The 16,049-nt window shown below is 41.2% G+C and carries 16 protein-coding genes, 1 tRNA gene and 1 riboswitch; of the genes, 6 read left to right on the forward strand and 11 right to left on the reverse strand.

Going from position 1 to position 16,049, the window contains the following annotated elements; all coding sequences use genetic code 11:
• Positions 1-66: 66 nt before the first annotated feature.
• From AM279_RS00045 to AM279_RS00055, 3 genes are all read left to right on the forward strand, one after another.
• Entirely contained in the window at positions 67-1,929 is a 1,863-nt protein-coding gene (locus AM279_RS00045; protein WP_054405558.1) for a glycoside hydrolase family 2 protein, read from the forward strand.
• Positions 1,930-2,127: 198 nt separating this feature from the next.
• Positions 2,128-2,318, forward strand: a riboswitch (cobalamin riboswitch).
• Between the two features lie 120 nt (positions 2,319-2,438).
• On the forward strand, positions 2,439-2,825 hold the full coding sequence (locus AM279_RS00050) for an acyl-CoA thioesterase (RefSeq protein ID WP_054410011.1): 387 nt from the start codon (positions 2,439-2,441) through the stop codon (positions 2,823-2,825).
• A gap of 26 nt (positions 2,826-2,851) precedes the next feature.
• Entirely contained in the window at positions 2,852-3,514 is a 663-nt protein-coding gene (locus AM279_RS00055; RefSeq protein ID WP_054405561.1) for an epoxyqueuosine reductase QueH, read from the forward strand.
• 2 nt (positions 3,515-3,516) lie between these two features.
• Here the strand turns inward: AM279_RS00055 and AM279_RS00060 are convergent, their stop codons facing one another.
• The 6 genes from AM279_RS00060 to AM279_RS00085 all read right to left on the reverse strand — a co-directional run bounded on the left by AM279_RS00060 (position 3,517) and on the right by AM279_RS00085 (position 9,040).
• On the reverse strand, positions 3,517-4,005 hold the full coding sequence (locus AM279_RS00060) for an Lrp/AsnC family transcriptional regulator (protein WP_054405563.1): 489 nt from the start codon (positions 4,003-4,005) through the stop codon (positions 3,517-3,519).
• Positions 4,006-4,140: 135 nt separating this feature from the next.
• Positions 4,141-5,223 carry an alkene reductase gene (locus AM279_RS00065; protein WP_054405565.1) on the reverse strand — a complete coding sequence of 361 codons (1,083 nt, stop codon included), beginning with the start codon at positions 5,221-5,223 and terminating at the stop codon, positions 4,141-4,143.
• A gap of 62 nt (positions 5,224-5,285) precedes the next feature.
• Positions 5,286-6,290 carry a bile acid:sodium symporter family protein gene (locus AM279_RS00070; RefSeq protein WP_054405566.1) on the reverse strand — a complete coding sequence of 335 codons (1,005 nt, stop codon included), beginning with the start codon at positions 6,288-6,290 and terminating at the stop codon, positions 5,286-5,288.
• Positions 6,291-6,349: 59 nt separating this feature from the next.
• Complete coding sequence (locus AM279_RS00075; RefSeq protein WP_054405568.1) at positions 6,350-7,384, reverse strand: methionine synthase; 1,035 nt, start codon at positions 7,382-7,384, stop codon at positions 6,350-6,352.
• Positions 7,385-7,409: 25 nt separating this feature from the next.
• The gene (locus tag AM279_RS00080) at positions 7,410-8,414 is read right to left on the reverse strand and encodes a DUF1852 domain-containing protein (protein WP_054405570.1); all 1,005 of its coding nucleotides are present in this window, start codon (positions 8,412-8,414) and stop codon (positions 7,410-7,412) included.
• Between the two features lie 551 nt (positions 8,415-8,965).
• A tRNA-Pro gene (locus tag AM279_RS00085) sits at positions 8,966-9,040 on the reverse strand.
• A 158-nt stretch (positions 9,041-9,198) separates the two neighbouring features.
• Here AM279_RS00085 and trxB point away from each other — a divergent pair.
• The 3 genes from trxB (at position 9,199) to AM279_RS00100 (ending at position 11,346) form a co-directional block, all read left to right on the forward strand.
• Positions 9,199-10,149 (forward strand): thioredoxin-disulfide reductase, encoded by a 951-nt coding sequence (gene trxB / locus AM279_RS00090; RefSeq protein WP_054405573.1) that lies wholly within the window; start codon positions 9,199-9,201, stop codon positions 10,147-10,149.
• Between the two features lie 76 nt (positions 10,150-10,225).
• The gene (locus tag AM279_RS00095; protein WP_236688473.1) at positions 10,226-10,783 is read left to right on the forward strand and encodes a 5'-methylthioadenosine/S-adenosylhomocysteine nucleosidase family protein; all 558 of its coding nucleotides are present in this window, start codon (positions 10,226-10,228) and stop codon (positions 10,781-10,783) included.
• 95 nt (positions 10,784-10,878) lie between these two features.
• Positions 10,879-11,346 (forward strand): VOC family protein, encoded by a 468-nt coding sequence (locus AM279_RS00100; protein ID WP_054405577.1) that lies wholly within the window; start codon positions 10,879-10,881, stop codon positions 11,344-11,346.
• Between the two features lie 15 nt (positions 11,347-11,361).
• Here the strand turns inward: AM279_RS00100 and AM279_RS00105 are convergent, their stop codons facing one another.
• The 5 genes from AM279_RS00105 to AM279_RS00125 all read right to left on the reverse strand — a co-directional run bounded on the left by AM279_RS00105 (position 11,362) and on the right by AM279_RS00125 (position 15,970).
• Positions 11,362-12,192 (reverse strand): GIN domain-containing protein, encoded by an 831-nt coding sequence (locus AM279_RS00105; RefSeq protein WP_054405579.1) that lies wholly within the window; start codon positions 12,190-12,192, stop codon positions 11,362-11,364.
• Positions 12,193-12,313: 121 nt separating this feature from the next.
• Positions 12,314-13,039 carry a head GIN domain-containing protein gene (locus AM279_RS00110; protein WP_054405581.1) on the reverse strand — a complete coding sequence of 242 codons (726 nt, stop codon included), beginning with the start codon at positions 13,037-13,039 and terminating at the stop codon, positions 12,314-12,316.
• A 23-nt stretch (positions 13,040-13,062) separates the two neighbouring features.
• Positions 13,063-14,847, reverse strand: coding sequence for a PspC domain-containing protein (locus tag AM279_RS00115; RefSeq protein WP_054405583.1), 1,785 nt, complete (start codon positions 14,845-14,847; stop codon positions 13,063-13,065).
• Complete coding sequence (locus tag AM279_RS00120; protein WP_054405585.1) at positions 14,844-15,182, reverse strand: PadR family transcriptional regulator; 339 nt, start codon at positions 15,180-15,182, stop codon at positions 14,844-14,846. Before AM279_RS00120 ends, AM279_RS00115 begins: the two co-directional genes overlap by 4 nt.
• 26 nt (positions 15,183-15,208) lie before the next feature.
• Positions 15,209-15,970 (reverse strand): GIN domain-containing protein, encoded by a 762-nt coding sequence (locus AM279_RS00125; protein WP_082344149.1) that lies wholly within the window; start codon positions 15,968-15,970, stop codon positions 15,209-15,211.
• Positions 15,971-16,049: the final 79 nt, after the last annotated feature.

The raw sequence follows: 16,049 nt of genomic DNA on the forward strand, positions 1-16,049 counted from the left end.
GAAAAGATATGTTATTAATTTCCAAACTTCTATCTTTACAATGCTATAACAAACCAAAAACATCTTATGAACAAATTACTTCTGTGGGCATCAATAATACTTGTTACAACATTTTGCTATGCTCAAAATAACCAGATTATAAATGTTGACAGCCGGAAAAATATATCCTTAAATGGCACGTGGCATTATATTGTAGACCCTTATGATACCGGTTTTTATGATTATCGTTTTAAGCAGCGCCCGGAAAATGACGGTGGCGCTTATTGGAATAACAGCGAATCCCAAGATGCTACGCAATGGACAGAGCACGGCTATAAATCGCCGTATGATATTCAGGTACCCGGTGACTGGAACAGCCAGGACAGAATGTTTGTATATTATGAAGGTACCGTTTGGTATCAACGTGAATTTGACAAACCTTCTATAAGTGAAAATGAGGAGGTGTACCTGTACTTTGGTGCTGTAAACTATGAAGCCAATGTATTTTTAAACGGTAAAGATTTAGGTAGCCATAAAGGAGGTTTTACACCGTTTAATTTTAAAATTCCTAAAGAATTACTGAAAGATAAAGGTAATTTTCTGGTTGTGAGGGTTAACAATAACCGACATGCCGATGAAGTGCCTACGCTAAATACCGACTGGTGGAATTATGGCGGCATTACCCGCGATGTAAAATTAGTTATGGTTCCAAAGCAGTTTATGCAACAATATACTATTCAGCTTGACCCGGTACAGGATATTGTTGATTCACAAAAAAAAGGAAAATATAAACTTAAAGGTACTGTAAAGCTCAACGTAGCCGGTTCAGGAAAAGTAACGGTTGCAATTCCCGAACTTAAGGTTAAACAGCAGTTTGATATAAAGGGAGATAGTTTACATTTTGAGTTTGAGGCTAAAAAAATAAGCTTGTGGTCGCCCGAAAATCCTAAACTTTATGAAGTAACTTTTACCTATGGTAATGAAACGGTTACTGATAAAATAGGTTTCAGGAAGATAGAGGTTAAAGGAAAGGATATTGTGCTTAACGAAAAAAAGGTGTTCCTGAGAGGGATTTGCATTCATGAAGAAATTCCGCAGCAGGTAAGGCGTGCACACAGTAATGCCGATGCACTTCAGCTATTGGGTTGGGCTAAAGAGCTTAATGCAAATATGGTGCGCCTGGCACACTATCCGCACAACGAACACATGGTGCGCGTGGCCGATTCACTGGGAATTTTAGTATGGAGTGAAATACCGGTGTATTGGACCATCGATTTTAAAAGTAAGGAAGTATTGGCTAAAGCCAAGAACCAGCTTACAGAAATGATAACGCGTGACCGCAACCGTGCCAGTGTAATTATATGGTCGGTTGGTAATGAAACCCCGGTTAGCGATGCCAGGACGACGTTTATGAGTAACCTTGCCCTTACAGCAAAAAAGCTTGACCCGTCAAGGCTTGTAAGCGCTGCACTCGAGGTTAGCCATAAAGATGGTGTGAACCATGTTGATGATCCTTTGGGGCAGTATACCGATATTGTTTCGTTAAACGAATACCTGGGCTGGTATGGCAGTACACCCGACCAATGCCGCACTGCCAGGTGGACTGTGGCCTATAATAAGCCGTTCTTTATTAGTGAAACAGGGGCAGAGGGTAACTTTGGCTTCCATGCAGATAAGACAGCACGTTTTAGCGAAGAATACCAGGAATGGTACTATAATGAGCAGATAGCAATGTTTAAACGTAGTTTCCCGGATAGTTTCAGCGGTATTTCTCCCTGGATTCTGGCCGATTTCAGGTCGCCGCGACGCAATAACCCAACCTATCAGGAAGGGTGGAATACTAAGGGGCTTATTAGTAAGAATGGCGAAAGGAAAAAAGCTTTTTATATAATGCAGGCATATTATAAGCAGATTATGGAAAAGGAAAAAGAGGTAAACAGCAAGAAATAAAAAAAAGCGAACAGAAATGTTCGGCTTTTTTTATTCCCTATGTTAGTAAAAGCATATTGTTTAAAACATATTTGGAGTTGCTTGTTCAATTAATTTTAGTTTGTCTATTGGTGGTGTTTTTAAATGTAAAACAAGGCCGGTACTTGTTTATGAAAAGATTTTTAAATAGCCTATCTTTGCCAAAAGTTCTTAGGATATTTTATTTCAAACAGTACTGGTTTTCGGTGAGAACCGAAATTAAAAGGGAACCGTGTTTAAATCACGGGCTGTCGCGCAACTGTAATTGACTTTAAAGTTTTTACCCATGTTGCCCACTGTTCGCTATGGCGAATGGGAAGGGCGGTAAAAATGTCATAAGCCAGGAGACCTGCCACTACTTACTTGACAATGCTTTCGCGGTTGAAGCTATTGGTTTGCATATCTATGGGGTACTTGTGCCCTGTTGCATCTATTACTTACCATTAAGCATTACCAGATATCCTTACTATAAGGTAATTAATGACGTAGATATGACAATAGAAGACAGAATAAACAATTCTGAAACACGCATTTTTAAAGCGGTATTTCCTAACACCACAAACCATTACGATACACTTTTTGGCGGGACAGCCATGCAGCTTATGGATGAAGTTGCTTTTATTGCAGCCACACGTTTCAGCAGGCAGCGCGTGGTAACGGTAAGCAGCGACCGTATAGATTTTAAAAAACCTATTCCCGGCGGCACTTTTGCAGAGCTTATTGGCAGGGTTACGCATGTAGGTAATACAAGCCTCAAGGTACATGTAGAAATATTTGTTGAAGATATGTATTCTGAAAGCCGGGAAAAAGCCATTATGGGCGATTTTACCTTTGTTGCAATTGACGAAAATAAAGAGCCGGTTGCTATTATTAAGTAATACTTTTTAGAGCAAAATATACATTTATGGAAAATCATGCTTTTGTAAGGGAAAAACTGGTATTGCCTGATAACGGTAAAAAGCTACTGCTGCACTCTTGCTGTGCACCATGTTCGGGTGAAGTGATGGAGGCTATTATGGCTTCAGGAATTGAGTTTTCGATTTTCTTTTATAACCCGAACATCCATCCTAAAAAGGAATATGAGCTGCGCAAGGATGAAAACATCCGCTTTGCCGAAAAGCACAACATACCGTTTATAGATGCCGATTATGATGTAGACAACTGGTTTGAACGGGCAAAAGGCATGGAATGGGAACCCGAAAAAGGAATACGTTGTACTATGTGTTTTGATATGCGTTTTGAGCGAACCGCACTTTATGCTGCTGAAAATGGTTTTGATGTAATCAGCAGTTCGCTGGGTATATCAAGATGGAAAAACATGGAGCAAATTAATAACAGTGGTGTAACAGCAGCGTCACATTATGAGGGGATTACATACTGGACATACAATTGGCGTAAAAAAGGCGGATCAGCCCGTATGTTGGAAATCAGTAAAGATGAACAGTTCTATATGCAGGAATATTGCGGCTGTGCTTACTCTCTTAGGGACACGAATAAATGGCGGGTTGAAAACGGCAGGGAGCGTATTAAATTGGGTACTATGTACTACGGCAAAGAGGAAGGGTAGTTTTATTCTTCCCTTACTGCAGCCCCGAAAGTATTTTTTATTTCGGCCATTACAAACGTGCTGTGCGTGCTGCCTATACTGTCTACCGACCCAAGCTTATTAAACACAAAATCCTGGTAGTGCTTCATATCGCGTACGGTTACTTTTAGTAGGAAATCATAATCGCCTGAAATGTTATAGCATTCTATAATCTCGTCAATATCCATTATATCCGTTACAAATTTATGGCCTATGCTGCGGTCGTGCTGTTTTAGTTTGATATTACAAAATACCGTAAAGCCCTGGTTCAGCTTTTCGCCATCAAGTATGGCAATGTATTTTTTTATGTAACCGTTTTTTTCCAGGCGCTTTACCCGCTCAAATACCGGCGAAGCCGATAGGTTTACCATCTGTGCAAGCTCCTTTGTGGTATAATTTGAGTTGTTGTGCAGTATGTTCAGCAGTTGTAAATCAATATTGTCTACACCGTTTACAGAATAAATTTCTTTCATCTTAATGCCCTTAACTTTTTATGAAGTTTTTTGTTTGGTATTAAAGACGAATTTAGGTTAAATAATCTTATTCTTTTAATTTATGTAATATAAAAAACCTGTGTGTTACTTTCATTAGTGTATTTGAGTGTAATTTTATTCGTTCAAAAGCGGATAATCAATGTAACCCTGTTTACCGCCCCCAAACATGGTTGCCCTGTCCGGCGTATTAAGTGTGGCATTCTTTTCAAACCGTTCAGTCAGGTCAGGGTTTGCAATGTATAGGGTGCCAAATGAAATAAGCTTTGCAATGCCTTTTTCAAGTTCTGCTTCGGCAGAAACCTTGTCATATCCTGCATTAGCAATAACTGCCTGACGAATCTTACTGCCAAAGAATTCAATCTCGTTTTCAACGGTATAATGCTCAGGTGAAGGGAAATGAGGGCTGCGCCTCATGAGTTCCACATGGGCAAAATCCAGTTTGTTCAGTTCTTCAATCAGGTAGGTGTAGGTACCGGCAGGGTCATCCAGTATTATATCACCATAGGGATGGAAAGGGGATATTTTAATACCCACTTTTTCACTTCCCACCACACTGATTAATTCCTGCATTACCTCCAGTATAAAGCGGGCTTTGTTAGCAATGCTGCCGCCGTAAGGATCCGTCCTTTGATTGGCACTTTCAGCTAAAAACTGGCTGGGCAGGTAGCCATTGGCAGCATGAAGCTGAACCCCGTCAAACCCAGCCGCTATGGCGTTTTTTGCAGCTTTACCAAAATCCATTATAGTTTGCCTGATATCCTGGACTGTCATTTCCTGGGGTATCTCATAATCTTTCATGCCCTGGGATGTATAATGCTTCATTCCCCGGATAGGCAAGGGTGATGGCGCAAAAGGAAGCTTACCGTTCCTGTCTGCAGAATGCCCTATGCGGCCGGTATGCCAAAGCTGGGCTATAATAACACCGTCTTTATCGTGTACCGCCGTTGTAACCTTTTTCCATGCTTCTATTTGCTGGTCTGTAAAAATACCCGGAGTGAGCGGGCTGCCGGTAGCTTCTTCGCTAATCCTTATAGCTTCGGTAAACAGCAAACCTGCGCTTGCTCTTTGGCTATAGTATGCTACTGTCATATCACCCACCAAGCCATTTATGTCTGTACGGCCCCTGGTCATAGCTGCCATGACAATTCTGTTTTTTAAGCTGACATTGCCTAACTGTGTTTTTTCTAAAAGTTTCATAGCGCTTTCTAATAGTTATTGTTGGCCAAAGACGGGCAGCTAAACCTGATTTACAAATTCTTTTATGGTATTTGTACTTGTTCTTGTCGTTTGGCCATGCGTTTGGCAATGATGCTCGCGGCAATCAGTTGCAAGGCATGGTAAAGCATAAGTGGCAACAATACAATACCGGTAATGGTACTGTGCTGAAAGAGCACTTTTGACATTACGGTGCCGTGTACCAATGACTTTTTAGACCCACAAAATAATACAGTGATGCGATCTTCGTCGGAAAAGCCAAAAAAGCGGCTCAGTAGCCCTACAAAAAAGAATACGGCGAAAAATAAGGCCATCATCCCTGCGGCGAGTCCGGCAAGTTCAAGGGCGGTGAAACCTTCAAAAAGATGTTCGGAGAATGACTTGCAAAACGAGGTGTAAATAATGGTGAGGATGATTGCCTGGTCAAAATATTTGAGCTGTTTCTTATATTTTTCGGCAATTTTGCCAAAACGGGAGTTAAGACTAATGCCAATGATGACAGGTAACAAGACCTGAAGAGCCAACTTAATCACGATATCCGTTACATCAAAATCTCCCGTTGCAGAAGCGATGAACAGCCCAACCCATAGTGGGGTAACCACTACTCCTATTAAACTGGAAATGCTCGCATTGAAAATGGCTGCAGGAATGTTGCCCCTCGCGATAGAAACCATGACCACGGAAGAAGAAACTGTAGAAGGTAATGCCGCCAGAAAGAATACACCCAACCAAAGCAGCTCGAAGTCGGTGCCAGCGAACAAAGGTCGTGATGCCAAAACAATGAGCGGAAAAAACAAAAAGGTTGTCAACTGGACAACAATGTGCATTTTCCAGTTGGCAAGCCCGGCTTTTAGTTTTTCAACACTCAGCCGCAAGCCATAAAACAAGAAAATAAATGATACGCCTACATTGGCAATCTCCTCCAGCGAAACAGGTTCTTTTACCATGCCGGGCTGCGGCAAAAAATAGGCCAGCAGAATCATGGTGCCTATCATTAACAGGAAACCGTCTAAACCTGCTTTATTTAATACTGCTAATAACTTCTTCAATGTACTTTTATTATGTTGCTCCGTTGGGCCAAAATTATGTATTGATTAATACATTGAAACTAAACTGCAAATTCTTTGCGTATAATTTCTGCTCCAGCGCTTAAAGCGTGTAGCTTACCCCTTGCTACGTTTCGCGATAACGGAGCCATGCCACAGTTTGTAGAAGGGTACAGGTTTTCTATATCAACAAACTCAAGGGCTTTACGCAAGGTATTAGCAACTTCTTCAGCTGTTTCAATGGTGTTGGTTGCCACATCAATGGCACCTACCATTACTTTTTTACCACGAACAAGTTCCATTAAATCCAAAGGCACATTTGAGTTATGACATTCTAATGACACCACATCAATTTTAGATTTTTGAATTTTAGGGAAAATTTCTTCGTATTGGCGCCACTCTGAGCCCAATGTCTTTTTCCAGTCAGTATTAGCTTGAATGCCGTAACCATAGCAAATATGTACCGCAGTTTGGCAGTGTAAGCCTTCAATAGCCCTTTCTAATGCTGCCATTCCCCAGTCGTTTACTTCATCAAAAAATACATTAAATGCAGGTTCATCAAACTGGATAATATCTACACCCGCATCCTGCAATTCCCTTGCTTCTTCATTGAGTGCTTTTGCAAATTCCCATGCCAGTTTTTCACGGCTTTTGTAATGGCCGTCATACAAGGTGTCTACCATGGTCAGCGGTCCAGGCAAAGCCCACTTAATAGGTTTATCAGTCTGTTTGCGTAAAAATTTAGCATCTTCAACAAAAACTGCTTTTTGGCGTGCAACATCACCTACAACCATAGGGACACTTGCATCATAACGGTCACGGATTTTTACGATTTTACGATTTTCAAAATCTACACCGGTCAAATGTTCGATAAAAGTAGTTACAAAATGCTGGCGTGTTTGCTCGCCATCACAAATGATATCCAACCCTGCCAATTGCTGCTCCTGCAAAGAGATACGTAAAGCGTCCTGTTTTCCTTCAAGTAGCTGGTCACCTTCTAATTTCCATGGAGACCATAGTTTTTCGGGTGGTGCAAGCCAGGCGGGTTTGGGTAAACTTCCTACAATTGAGGTGGGCAGTAATAATTTCTTCGTCATAAAATATTTTTAATGAGTTGTGTTGTTAAAGGGCGAAATTGGCAGACCACTGCTCAAGAATATCCTGATAAGGTTTAATGAAATACTGTTCAGCATATTTACCTTGTTCAACAGCCAGTCGGCTGCGCTCTTCGCGGTCATAATCCACTCGGGTCAATGAATAATCTTCGTGTTTAAGGCTGGGTTGATAAATTTTTGCAGCCACTGAATTTGCATTATAAATTTCCGGGCGATAAATCTTCTGGAAAGTCTCCATTGTGCTGATGGAACTGATTAGTCCAAGATCAGTATAATCAGCAAGCAGATCTCCGGAATGATAAAAAGCCATTGGAGCCACACTGTTTGAAGGCATGAAAAAACGCACTTTTAAGCCCATTTTTGAGAAATATTCATCAGTAAGAGAATACTGATCCTGCACATACTCAAAACCCAAAACCGGATGCTGATACTCAGTGCGGGTATACGTTTTGTTGCTCGATACACTTAGGCAAATGATAGGTGACATCTTAAAGTACTCTTTATAAGTCGTTGAATTCACAAAACACTTATAAAGTTTTCCGTGCAAATCACCAAAATTTTCAGGAACCGTAAATTCAGGTTTATCCTTATTGTACTCGATCAATAAAACACTGAAATCGTAATCACGCACATAAGAAGAGAAATTATTGCCGGCAACACCTTCAATATGCCGGCCGGTCTTATGGTCAAAAATATTCGTCTTCAATACTTCAATCATCGGCAGATCGTTAACACCATCCTTATCATCAATACGCATCGTTACGGTGATGATTTCAAGTTCTACACGGTAACGATCGCCTTTTGGATTATCCAGATGCGCCAATGCATTAAATCGATTGTTAATCATATTTAAGGCATTACGTAAGTTTTGTTGACGATTAGCTCCTCTGGCTAAGTTTGCAAAATTAGTTGTTAAACGCGTTTGACTTGAGGGGTGATAGTTTTCATCTAAACAAGTGCTCTTTAGTGTGAACGTGAAATTATCTTTGATGGTATTCCGGGTGTTTTCCATGTATTTCTTTTCGTTTATTGTCGAATCTTTTAGTATGACCGATAACCGCTAATATCAATTTATATCAGTTGTTTTGTCTTGCAAATTTTAAAATAAAGGATGAAATAAATACGATTTAGATTTAAATCAGATAATTATTTCTTTAAAGTGTTTTTAAAAGATAAATGATCTTTTTTGTAACCGAAAAATTATGGCAAACAGATAATTTTTCTTTAGAAGTTGAGATAGGCAATGCTCAAAATATATAGGTTTAATTATTTCCAGTAAAAGCAGCACGGCATTCCACTTTATTAAAAATGCTTTTTAAAGCTGGATAATGAGACTTTAGGAAGTCAATGCAAAAAGGTAAGGTTTACCATTTTCAAAAGTTTCACAAGTAGTACAGAGAGGGCTGGGGTATAAAATTCTTCCTAATTCGGGCTAATTAATTTATACGCTTAAAACCAAATCCCACAAATTTTGGTATTAATACTATATAGCGTGGAATAATAGAAAAACCCCTTAAATCATACGATTTAAGGGGTTTTTGACTGCCATTGAAGGCTTTTCAGTCGGGGTGGCAGGATTCGAACCTGCGACCTCCTGGTCCCAAACCAGGCGCGATGACCGGGCTACGCTACACCCCGATTGCGGTTATGCGGGTGCAAATATATAATTATTATTTATAATAACAACATCAATAGCTTTTATTTTTCTATAACCAAAACTGATATTTATTAGTAGTTATTTCCTGTCGAATAATTTACATTTGCATAGTTTATAAAAATAAGCAAGCAAACACATTATGTCTGATACTATTGAAAAGATAAAATGCCTTATTATAGGCTCCGGACCGGCCGGATATACAGCCGCTATATATGCCGCAAGGGCTGACATGAACCCGGTACTTTACACAGGTATGGAACCGGGCGGACAGCTAACTACTACTACCGAGGTTGATAACTTCCCTGGATATCCTAACGGTGTAGACGGCCCAACCATGATGGTACAGCTACAGCAACAGGCTGAGCGTTTTGGCACCCAGGTGCGCATAGGCATGGCTACTGCTGTTGAATTTAGCAAAGAGCAAGGTGGCTGGCACAAAGTTACCATTGATGGAAATAAAGAAGTTTTAGCCCATACCGTGATTATTTGTACCGGTGCTACTGCAAAATACCTTGGCCTGCCAAGCGAACAACGCCTTAGAGGCGGTGGCGTTTCGGCGTGTGCCGTGTGCGATGGTTTCTTCTATCGCGGGCAGGATGTGGCTATTGTAGGTGCCGGAGATACCGCTGCTGAAGAAGCTACTTACCTTGCCAACATTTGTAAAAGTGTAACCATGCTTGTACGTAAAGATTTTATGCGTGCTTCTAAAGCCATGCAGCACAGGGTAGAAAATACACCTAACCTTAAAGTGCTTTATAACAGTGAGGTTGATGAGGTACTGGGCGACCAGGTGGTAGAAGGCCTTCGTATAGTAAACAACCAAACCGGTGCTAAAGAAGAAATAGCCATTACCGGTTTATTTGTAGCTATTGGCCATAAACCAAATACCGACATCTTTAAAGGCCAGCTTGATATGGAAGAAACCGGCTACCTGATTACAGAACCGGGTTCTACAAGAACTAACATTCCGGGGGTATTTGCTGCCGGAGATGTTCAGGACAATATTTACCGCCAGGCTATTACAGCTGCGGGTACAGGCTGTATGGCAGCTCTTGATGCCGAGCGCTACCTTGCTACGGTTGAACATTAAGAATCAATAATTTTATAGATAGTCCCTTCCTGAAAAGGAGGGGATTTGTTTTTTTATGGCTGATATAAAGACTTTAATGAAAAACCCGCTTTACGTTTTTGCACTGCAAAGCGAGGCTGTAGGACACTTTGAGCATACCGAACCACTATTTGTAGGCGTAGGCAAATTAAATGCCATGTACAGCCTTATGAAGCGCATAACGCAGCAAAAGCCAAGCATTATTATAAACCTTGGTTCGGCTGGCAGCACTACACACAACCGGGGAGAAGTAGTATGTTGTACCCGTTTTGTACAGCGTGATATGGATGTTACGCCGCTTGGTTTTGAGAAATACAAAACACCGTTCTCTCTGCACCCGCCGGTTATTTATTATGGCCTTGAAGTTGAAGGGCTGGCGCAGGGTATTTGTGGTACGGGCGACAGTTTTGTTACCAATCATAACTGCGATGATTATGATGTTATAGATATGGAAGCATTTCCGCTGGCATGGGTGGCCATGCAGGAAGAAATACCCTTTTTATGCCTTAAGTATATTAGTGATGGTGCCGATGGTGCCGCCGCTACCGATTGGCCGGAAACCGTTAAGCTTGCCGCTGAAGCACTGCGAAAAACAGTTGATGGTATATTGGGTTAACTTTGTCTCAAATTACCTCATAGGCTGTCATAAATGCACCTGCTGTTGTATTATGGTATACTTTACATTTGTAATACAAACAAAAAACAACAGTTATGCAACAAAAGATCACCCCGTTTTTATGGTTTAATGGCACTGTAGATGAGGCCATTGCCTTTTATACTTCAGTGTTTAAAAACGCTGAAATTAAAGAAGTTATAAATGGGCCTGACGGAAAAGCCTTTACAGCAGTATTTGTGCTGGAAGGGCAGGAGTTTATGGCACTTAACGGCGGACCTCAATTTAAGTTTACCGAGGCCACTTCCTTTTTTGTGGAATGCGAGGATCAGCAGGAAATTGATTATTACTGGGATAAGCTTACAGCAGATGGTGGAGAAGAAAGCATGTGTGGCTGGCTGAAGGATAAATACGGCCTGTCATGGCAAATAATACCAAAAGGACTTGTAAAATTGTTATGGGACAGCACAGAACCCGAAAAATCGCAGCGTGCTGTAGCAGCCATGATGCAAATGCATAAGCTGGATATAGCTAAGCTACAGGAAGCTTATAACGGAAAAGAATAAGGGGTTTTAAGCCCCTTATTCTTTTTTATATATTGTTGCACTATCGGCAAGTTTTGTCATGCCCAGCTTTGTAGGGCTGCCATAAATTTCAATTTCTGTTTTGCCCGATGCGCCTACCGTTAAGCCCTCAGTTGCCAGTATGCTGCATTTAGAGGCACTTTCGGCAAGGAGCTCCATGTTTTTAGTTGTAAACTTTTTGCCGTTAAAGCTGGCATTGTTATCGGCACGCAACTGTACATTGGCAGCATCGCCCTCAATGGTGGCGGTTGTTTTTTGGTACATATCAAACTTTACGCTCTGGCTGGCAATAAGTGCTTTAAGTACAGCATTTTTGTTTAGTTCTATTGTTGCGTTATCGCTCTTAAGGTTTAGTTCAGCAGTGGTTTTATCGTTCATTACCAGGCTAAAGTTCGTGGCCTTTACGTTAAGGAAAGACTTCGAAAAATCAAGATTTTTAATGGTAATGTCTTCCAGCTCAAGGTCGGCCAGGGCATAAAGCAATACTTCATGCTTGGCGGTAACTGTGGTTAACGCTCCGGTATAGGTAAGCCTTACTACCAGTTTTTTGGCGCCGCTTACTTCTTTTGCGGTATATATCCTGAGGTTATTACCGTTTACATCGGCAGTAATTACATCGTGCAGATTGTCATCGGCCTCAATTTCAAGGTTTTGTTCTGTGCCTTTTACCAGGTAAAGTTCAATATTATCTTCAACTTCAACGGTTGTAAAGGCAGCCAGGTCTTTTTGGGTAACTGTTACGTTTTTACTGCCTTTAATTTTTTCTTTTTTCTGTGCAAAAGTTAATGCAGTACACAACAGGACTGTTAAAAGTAAAGCTTTTTTCATGGCGCATAAGTATTATTGGTTAAAGCAAATATAGTAATACTGTAAATAAGTCAAAAGAAACTAAGAATAAAATCTTTTACAGGAAGCAAAAAAAATCCCTGTATAAAACAGGGATAATTATTTAATCTTGTGATACCGAACCGCCTGAAGATTCATCTTTCGTCAGCTTATCGGGTGTTTTGGTGTAGGCCACATGGCTTCCGCTTGAGGCAGATGCCTTAAGGCTTTTTATAGGGTTAACAGTTGTGTTACTGCCGCTTGAGGCATCGGCTACTACCGCATCAGCTGCAAGGGCTGAGGCATTTAGCGTACTGCCGCTGCTACTGCTGGTTTCGGCATTGGTTGTTTTGCCGCTAACAGTTAATGTACTGCCACTGCTTGCGTCTGCCTTAACTTTTTTAGCAACTACTGTTGCTTCAAAGTTACTGCCGCTGCTGCTTGTAAGCGACAGGCTTTCGGCATTAATAACGGTAGTAGTTTTTAATGATACACCTGCGGCAGATTCAATTGATGTGATTTTAGGTACTGTTATGGTTACTTTTTTAGAAGTAGCATTGCCAATACTTTTCTCGGTTTTTATGGTAAGTGTACTGCCGCTTATTTTTGTGGTGATAAGTTCCTGCAGGTTAGAATCGGCCTCAACTTTAATACTGGCAGATGGCCCCTGGGCAATATAAACTTCTATACCTCCTGAGACATCAATTTCTGTAAAGCCTGCGGCAGTATCTCTTGACTGCGTGGTTACATTGCCGTTTCCGTCTACAGATTCAAATCCACAGGAAAAAAAGAGCATGGCGGTTGCAATAGTTATAATAGCTTTTGCAATATGTACAATAACCTTAATCATAATAATTGGTTTTTCGGTTGGGTTTATTTATTATTGTTACGTAGTTGTTTAGCGTCCTGCTCCATTTGTTTAGCCTGCTCTTTAAGCTCTTCGGCACTTTTCCTCATCTCTTCGGCAGAATGTTCCATTTCTTTTGCCTGGTCCTGCATAATTATCTTTTGTTCTTCTTCAGATAGTCCTACCGGCGTTTCACCTTCATATACTTCTCCTTCAGGTATGCCCATATCGTCAGGAGGGCAGGTAAGGCATTCTACCCTGCTCTTCTTCATTTGATAGACATGGGTGGCATTATCCCAGTACAGGTTAAAGAAAGCATCGTCGCTGTCATCATACTTCTGAACATTGGCATCAGGCTTAAAATAGGTGCCTTCCGGAAGGTAAAGGAAAATCTCGACCCTTTGCGCCCTGAATTTAGAACTCAGGTCTGAAATCAAATAATTGTCTAAAATTAAGCTATTTCCTTTAACCCTGAAATTATATTTAATCCTTTCGGCAATTTTTCCGGCCTGTTGTATGTTGCTGGCACGGGCTATTTTCTCAACCTGAATATACGCCACAGGCTCATCGGTACGGCGAACGTAGAACCTTACATTATTGCTGTACAGCACTTCATTGCCGCTGGAATCCTGTTTTATCTCTGTATCGTGGTTGTAATCGTTATACTTTGTAAAGTATTCATTATTCTTAAAAATAACCTGTAGTGTATCATTCTTTTTAATGGCAAATTCTTTCTTTACAAACGTACGCCCCTCTGTACCAAGCTGTGCAGCCTGATAAAGCCCCAGGTAAATACAGGCACTTATACACACAATCCATATAGCCAGCAGGGTATAGGTAACCAGGTTGCTAACGGGTTTCATGGTGTCTACAAGTATGCGAAGGCCAAGTATAAAGAATGCAAACAACGGTATTGCAATAGCAAAGAACGTAACAAGCGTTAACAGCCATAGAGGGGTTTCGGTAAAATTCCATCCTTCAACATGCGGGTACCATGACTGGTGCACCAGTGTGCTGGTAAACAGGAACATGATAAGTAGTACAACCACACCGCCAAGGCCAAGGGCGCTAAATACGGTTATAAGCGCACCCAGTATTTTGGCAAAGGCTTTTAGTATGCCTAAAACTACTGTGCTAATGCCATTGCCCAGCCTTTCGGCACCGGTTTTTACATTGCTGCCGATCTTATCATAATCAACACTATGCAGTTTGTCCTGAAGGATGGTAAACTCTTCCTTTACCTTTTTCTCGATATTAGAAATGTTTATGGGTTCGCCCTTCATCTGTAGCTTTTCTGTAGTGGTTATAGCTTTAGGTATCAATACCCAAAGCAGCACATAAATAAACAGGCTGGTACCAAAGGTTACAAAGGGCGATACTATAAACAATATCCTTATCCATATAGGGTCTATCCTTACATAGTGCCCAAGGCCTGCGCATACACCGGCTATTATGTTTTTATCGGCATCGCGAAACAGCTTTTTAGGTGCATAATACGGGTTATATGCCGAATTTGTACTGCTGCTGTTAGCCGATTTAGGCTCGTCTTCGTCTATTTTATAATCTTCGGGCTGGCCCATAACGGCTATAACCTCTTCAATTTCTTTATTGCCAACAACCTGCTTGTCATTTTTAATTTTTTCAGAAAGCAGCTCAGCAATCCTACCCTCAATGTCTGCCATTATCTCGTCTTTGCCATCGGGCGATAGCGAGCGCCGTATAGCATCAAGGTAATGGTTCAGTTTTCTATAGGCATCTTCATCTATATGAAAGAAAAAACCTCCTAAATTAATACTTACTGTTTTGTTCATGACTCTGTGTTTTGGCCGGTTATTGTTTCTACTGCCCCCGAAAGTTCGTTCCAGGTTATGTTAAGTTCTTTTAAAAATTCTTCGCCTTCTGGTGTAAGGCCATAGTATTTGCGCGGTGGGCCCGATGTTGATTCTTCCCAGCGGTAGCTGAGCAGGCCATCGTTTTTAAGCCTTGTCAGCAACGGATAAACCGTGCCTTCAACCACAAGCAGCTTAGCGTTTTTTAAGGTATCCAGTATTTCAGATGTATAAGCATCCCTGCCTTTTAGTACAGACAGTATACAGAATTCCAAAACGCCCTTGCGCATCTGGGCTTTGGTGTTCTCAATATTCATAAGTCTCCATTGTTTTATTTTTACTATTAATTAAGGCTTTGGCTGTCAATGTACCTCTTAACGGCATATGTGTTTTCACCAGTTTCGGTTTCACCCGGCTTGCCATAGCACGTTATGGCCGAAGAAGTATCTGTATCTGCCTTAATTTTATCTTTTGCCTGTATGCTTACTGCCGATGCATTTTGTGCTGTTACCTCGGCTTTTTCGCACACTAATTTGCCACCTTGTAAAGAACCGCTGTTGCAATACACATCAGCAAACTGCACCGTGCCTATAACCTTTGCAAAAGCACCGCCTGTAACACTGGCTTTAAGCGTACCGGCATGCAATATACCCCTAAATCCTGAGCCCGAAGCAGCGCTGACATTACAAACACCATCAACACTAAGGTCTCCGTTAAAAGTTGCACCTATTGCAAGGCTTATGCGTGCATCCTGCATTTGCCATTTTCCGTCTGCCTTTATTACAGCACCTGCCGTGGCCTTGATTTCCGGAAAGGCATTTTGCGATACAAACACCCTGATAGCGCCATATTCGCCTGCGCTGTCAGGCTTTTCAAGGTACACTTTTAGTGTGTTGCCCTTATATTTTGTAACCACTTTTTTAGCCATTTCCCACGATGATGCCTCTATTTTAAGGGCTGCTGTATCGGCTTTTGTAATAATTACCTCTATGCCGTTAGTTACTTCCAGCTTTTCAGCCGTTTGTGCCTTGCGCACCTCTGTTACCTGTGATTGTGCCACTGTGCCCTTGAGCATTATAATGGCCAGGATGATTAAATGTTTCATTACTGTTTCGTTTTTTGATTGATGATTGATGATTGATGATTGATGATTGATGATTGATGATTGATGATTGATGATTGAT

This window comes from Flavobacterium akiainvivens (assembly GCF_001278115.1).
GTDB lineage: Bacteria > Bacteroidota > Bacteroidia > Flavobacteriales > Flavobacteriaceae > Flavobacterium > Flavobacterium akiainvivens.

Bases quoted from the DNA above. Each gene is read 5' to 3' on its own strand.
- AM279_RS00125 (WP_082344149.1), bottom strand. From the start codon at position 15,970: ATGAAACATTTAATCATCCTGGCCATTATAATGCTCAAGGGCACAGTG.
- AM279_RS00080 (WP_054405570.1), bottom strand. From the start codon at position 8,414: ATGGAAAACACCCGGAATACCATCAAAGATAATTTCACGTTCACACTA.
- AM279_RS00075 (WP_054405568.1), bottom strand. From the start codon at position 7,384: ATGACGAAGAAATTATTACTGCCCACCTCAATTGTAGGAAGTTTACCC.
- AM279_RS00055 (WP_054405561.1), top strand. From the start codon at position 2,852: ATGGAAAATCATGCTTTTGTAAGGGAAAAACTGGTATTGCCTGATAAC.
- AM279_RS00100 (WP_054405577.1), top strand. From the start codon at position 10,879: ATGCAACAAAAGATCACCCCGTTTTTATGGTTTAATGGCACTGTAGAT.
- AM279_RS00105 (WP_054405579.1), bottom strand. From the start codon at position 12,192: ATGAAAAAAGCTTTACTTTTAACAGTCCTGTTGTGTACTGCATTAACT.
- AM279_RS00060 (WP_054405563.1), bottom strand. From the start codon at position 4,005: ATGAAAGAAATTTATTCTGTAAACGGTGTAGACAATATTGATTTACAA.
- AM279_RS00095 (WP_236688473.1), top strand. From the start codon at position 10,226: ATGAAAAACCCGCTTTACGTTTTTGCACTGCAAAGCGAGGCTGTAGGA.
- trxB (WP_054405573.1), top strand. From the start codon at position 9,199: ATGTCTGATACTATTGAAAAGATAAAATGCCTTATTATAGGCTCCGGA.
- AM279_RS00050 (WP_054410011.1), top strand. From the start codon at position 2,439: ATGACAATAGAAGACAGAATAAACAATTCTGAAACACGCATTTTTAAA.
- AM279_RS00065 (WP_054405565.1), bottom strand. From the start codon at position 5,223: ATGAAACTTTTAGAAAAAACACAGTTAGGCAATGTCAGCTTAAAAAAC.
- AM279_RS00120 (WP_054405585.1), bottom strand. From the start codon at position 15,182: ATGAATATTGAGAACACCAAAGCCCAGATGCGCAAGGGCGTTTTGGAA.
- AM279_RS00045 (WP_054405558.1), top strand. From the start codon at position 67: ATGAACAAATTACTTCTGTGGGCATCAATAATACTTGTTACAACATTT.
- AM279_RS00115 (WP_054405583.1), bottom strand. From the start codon at position 14,847: ATGAACAAAACAGTAAGTATTAATTTAGGAGGTTTTTTCTTTCATATA.
- AM279_RS00110 (WP_054405581.1), bottom strand. From the start codon at position 13,039: ATGATTAAGGTTATTGTACATATTGCAAAAGCTATTATAACTATTGCA.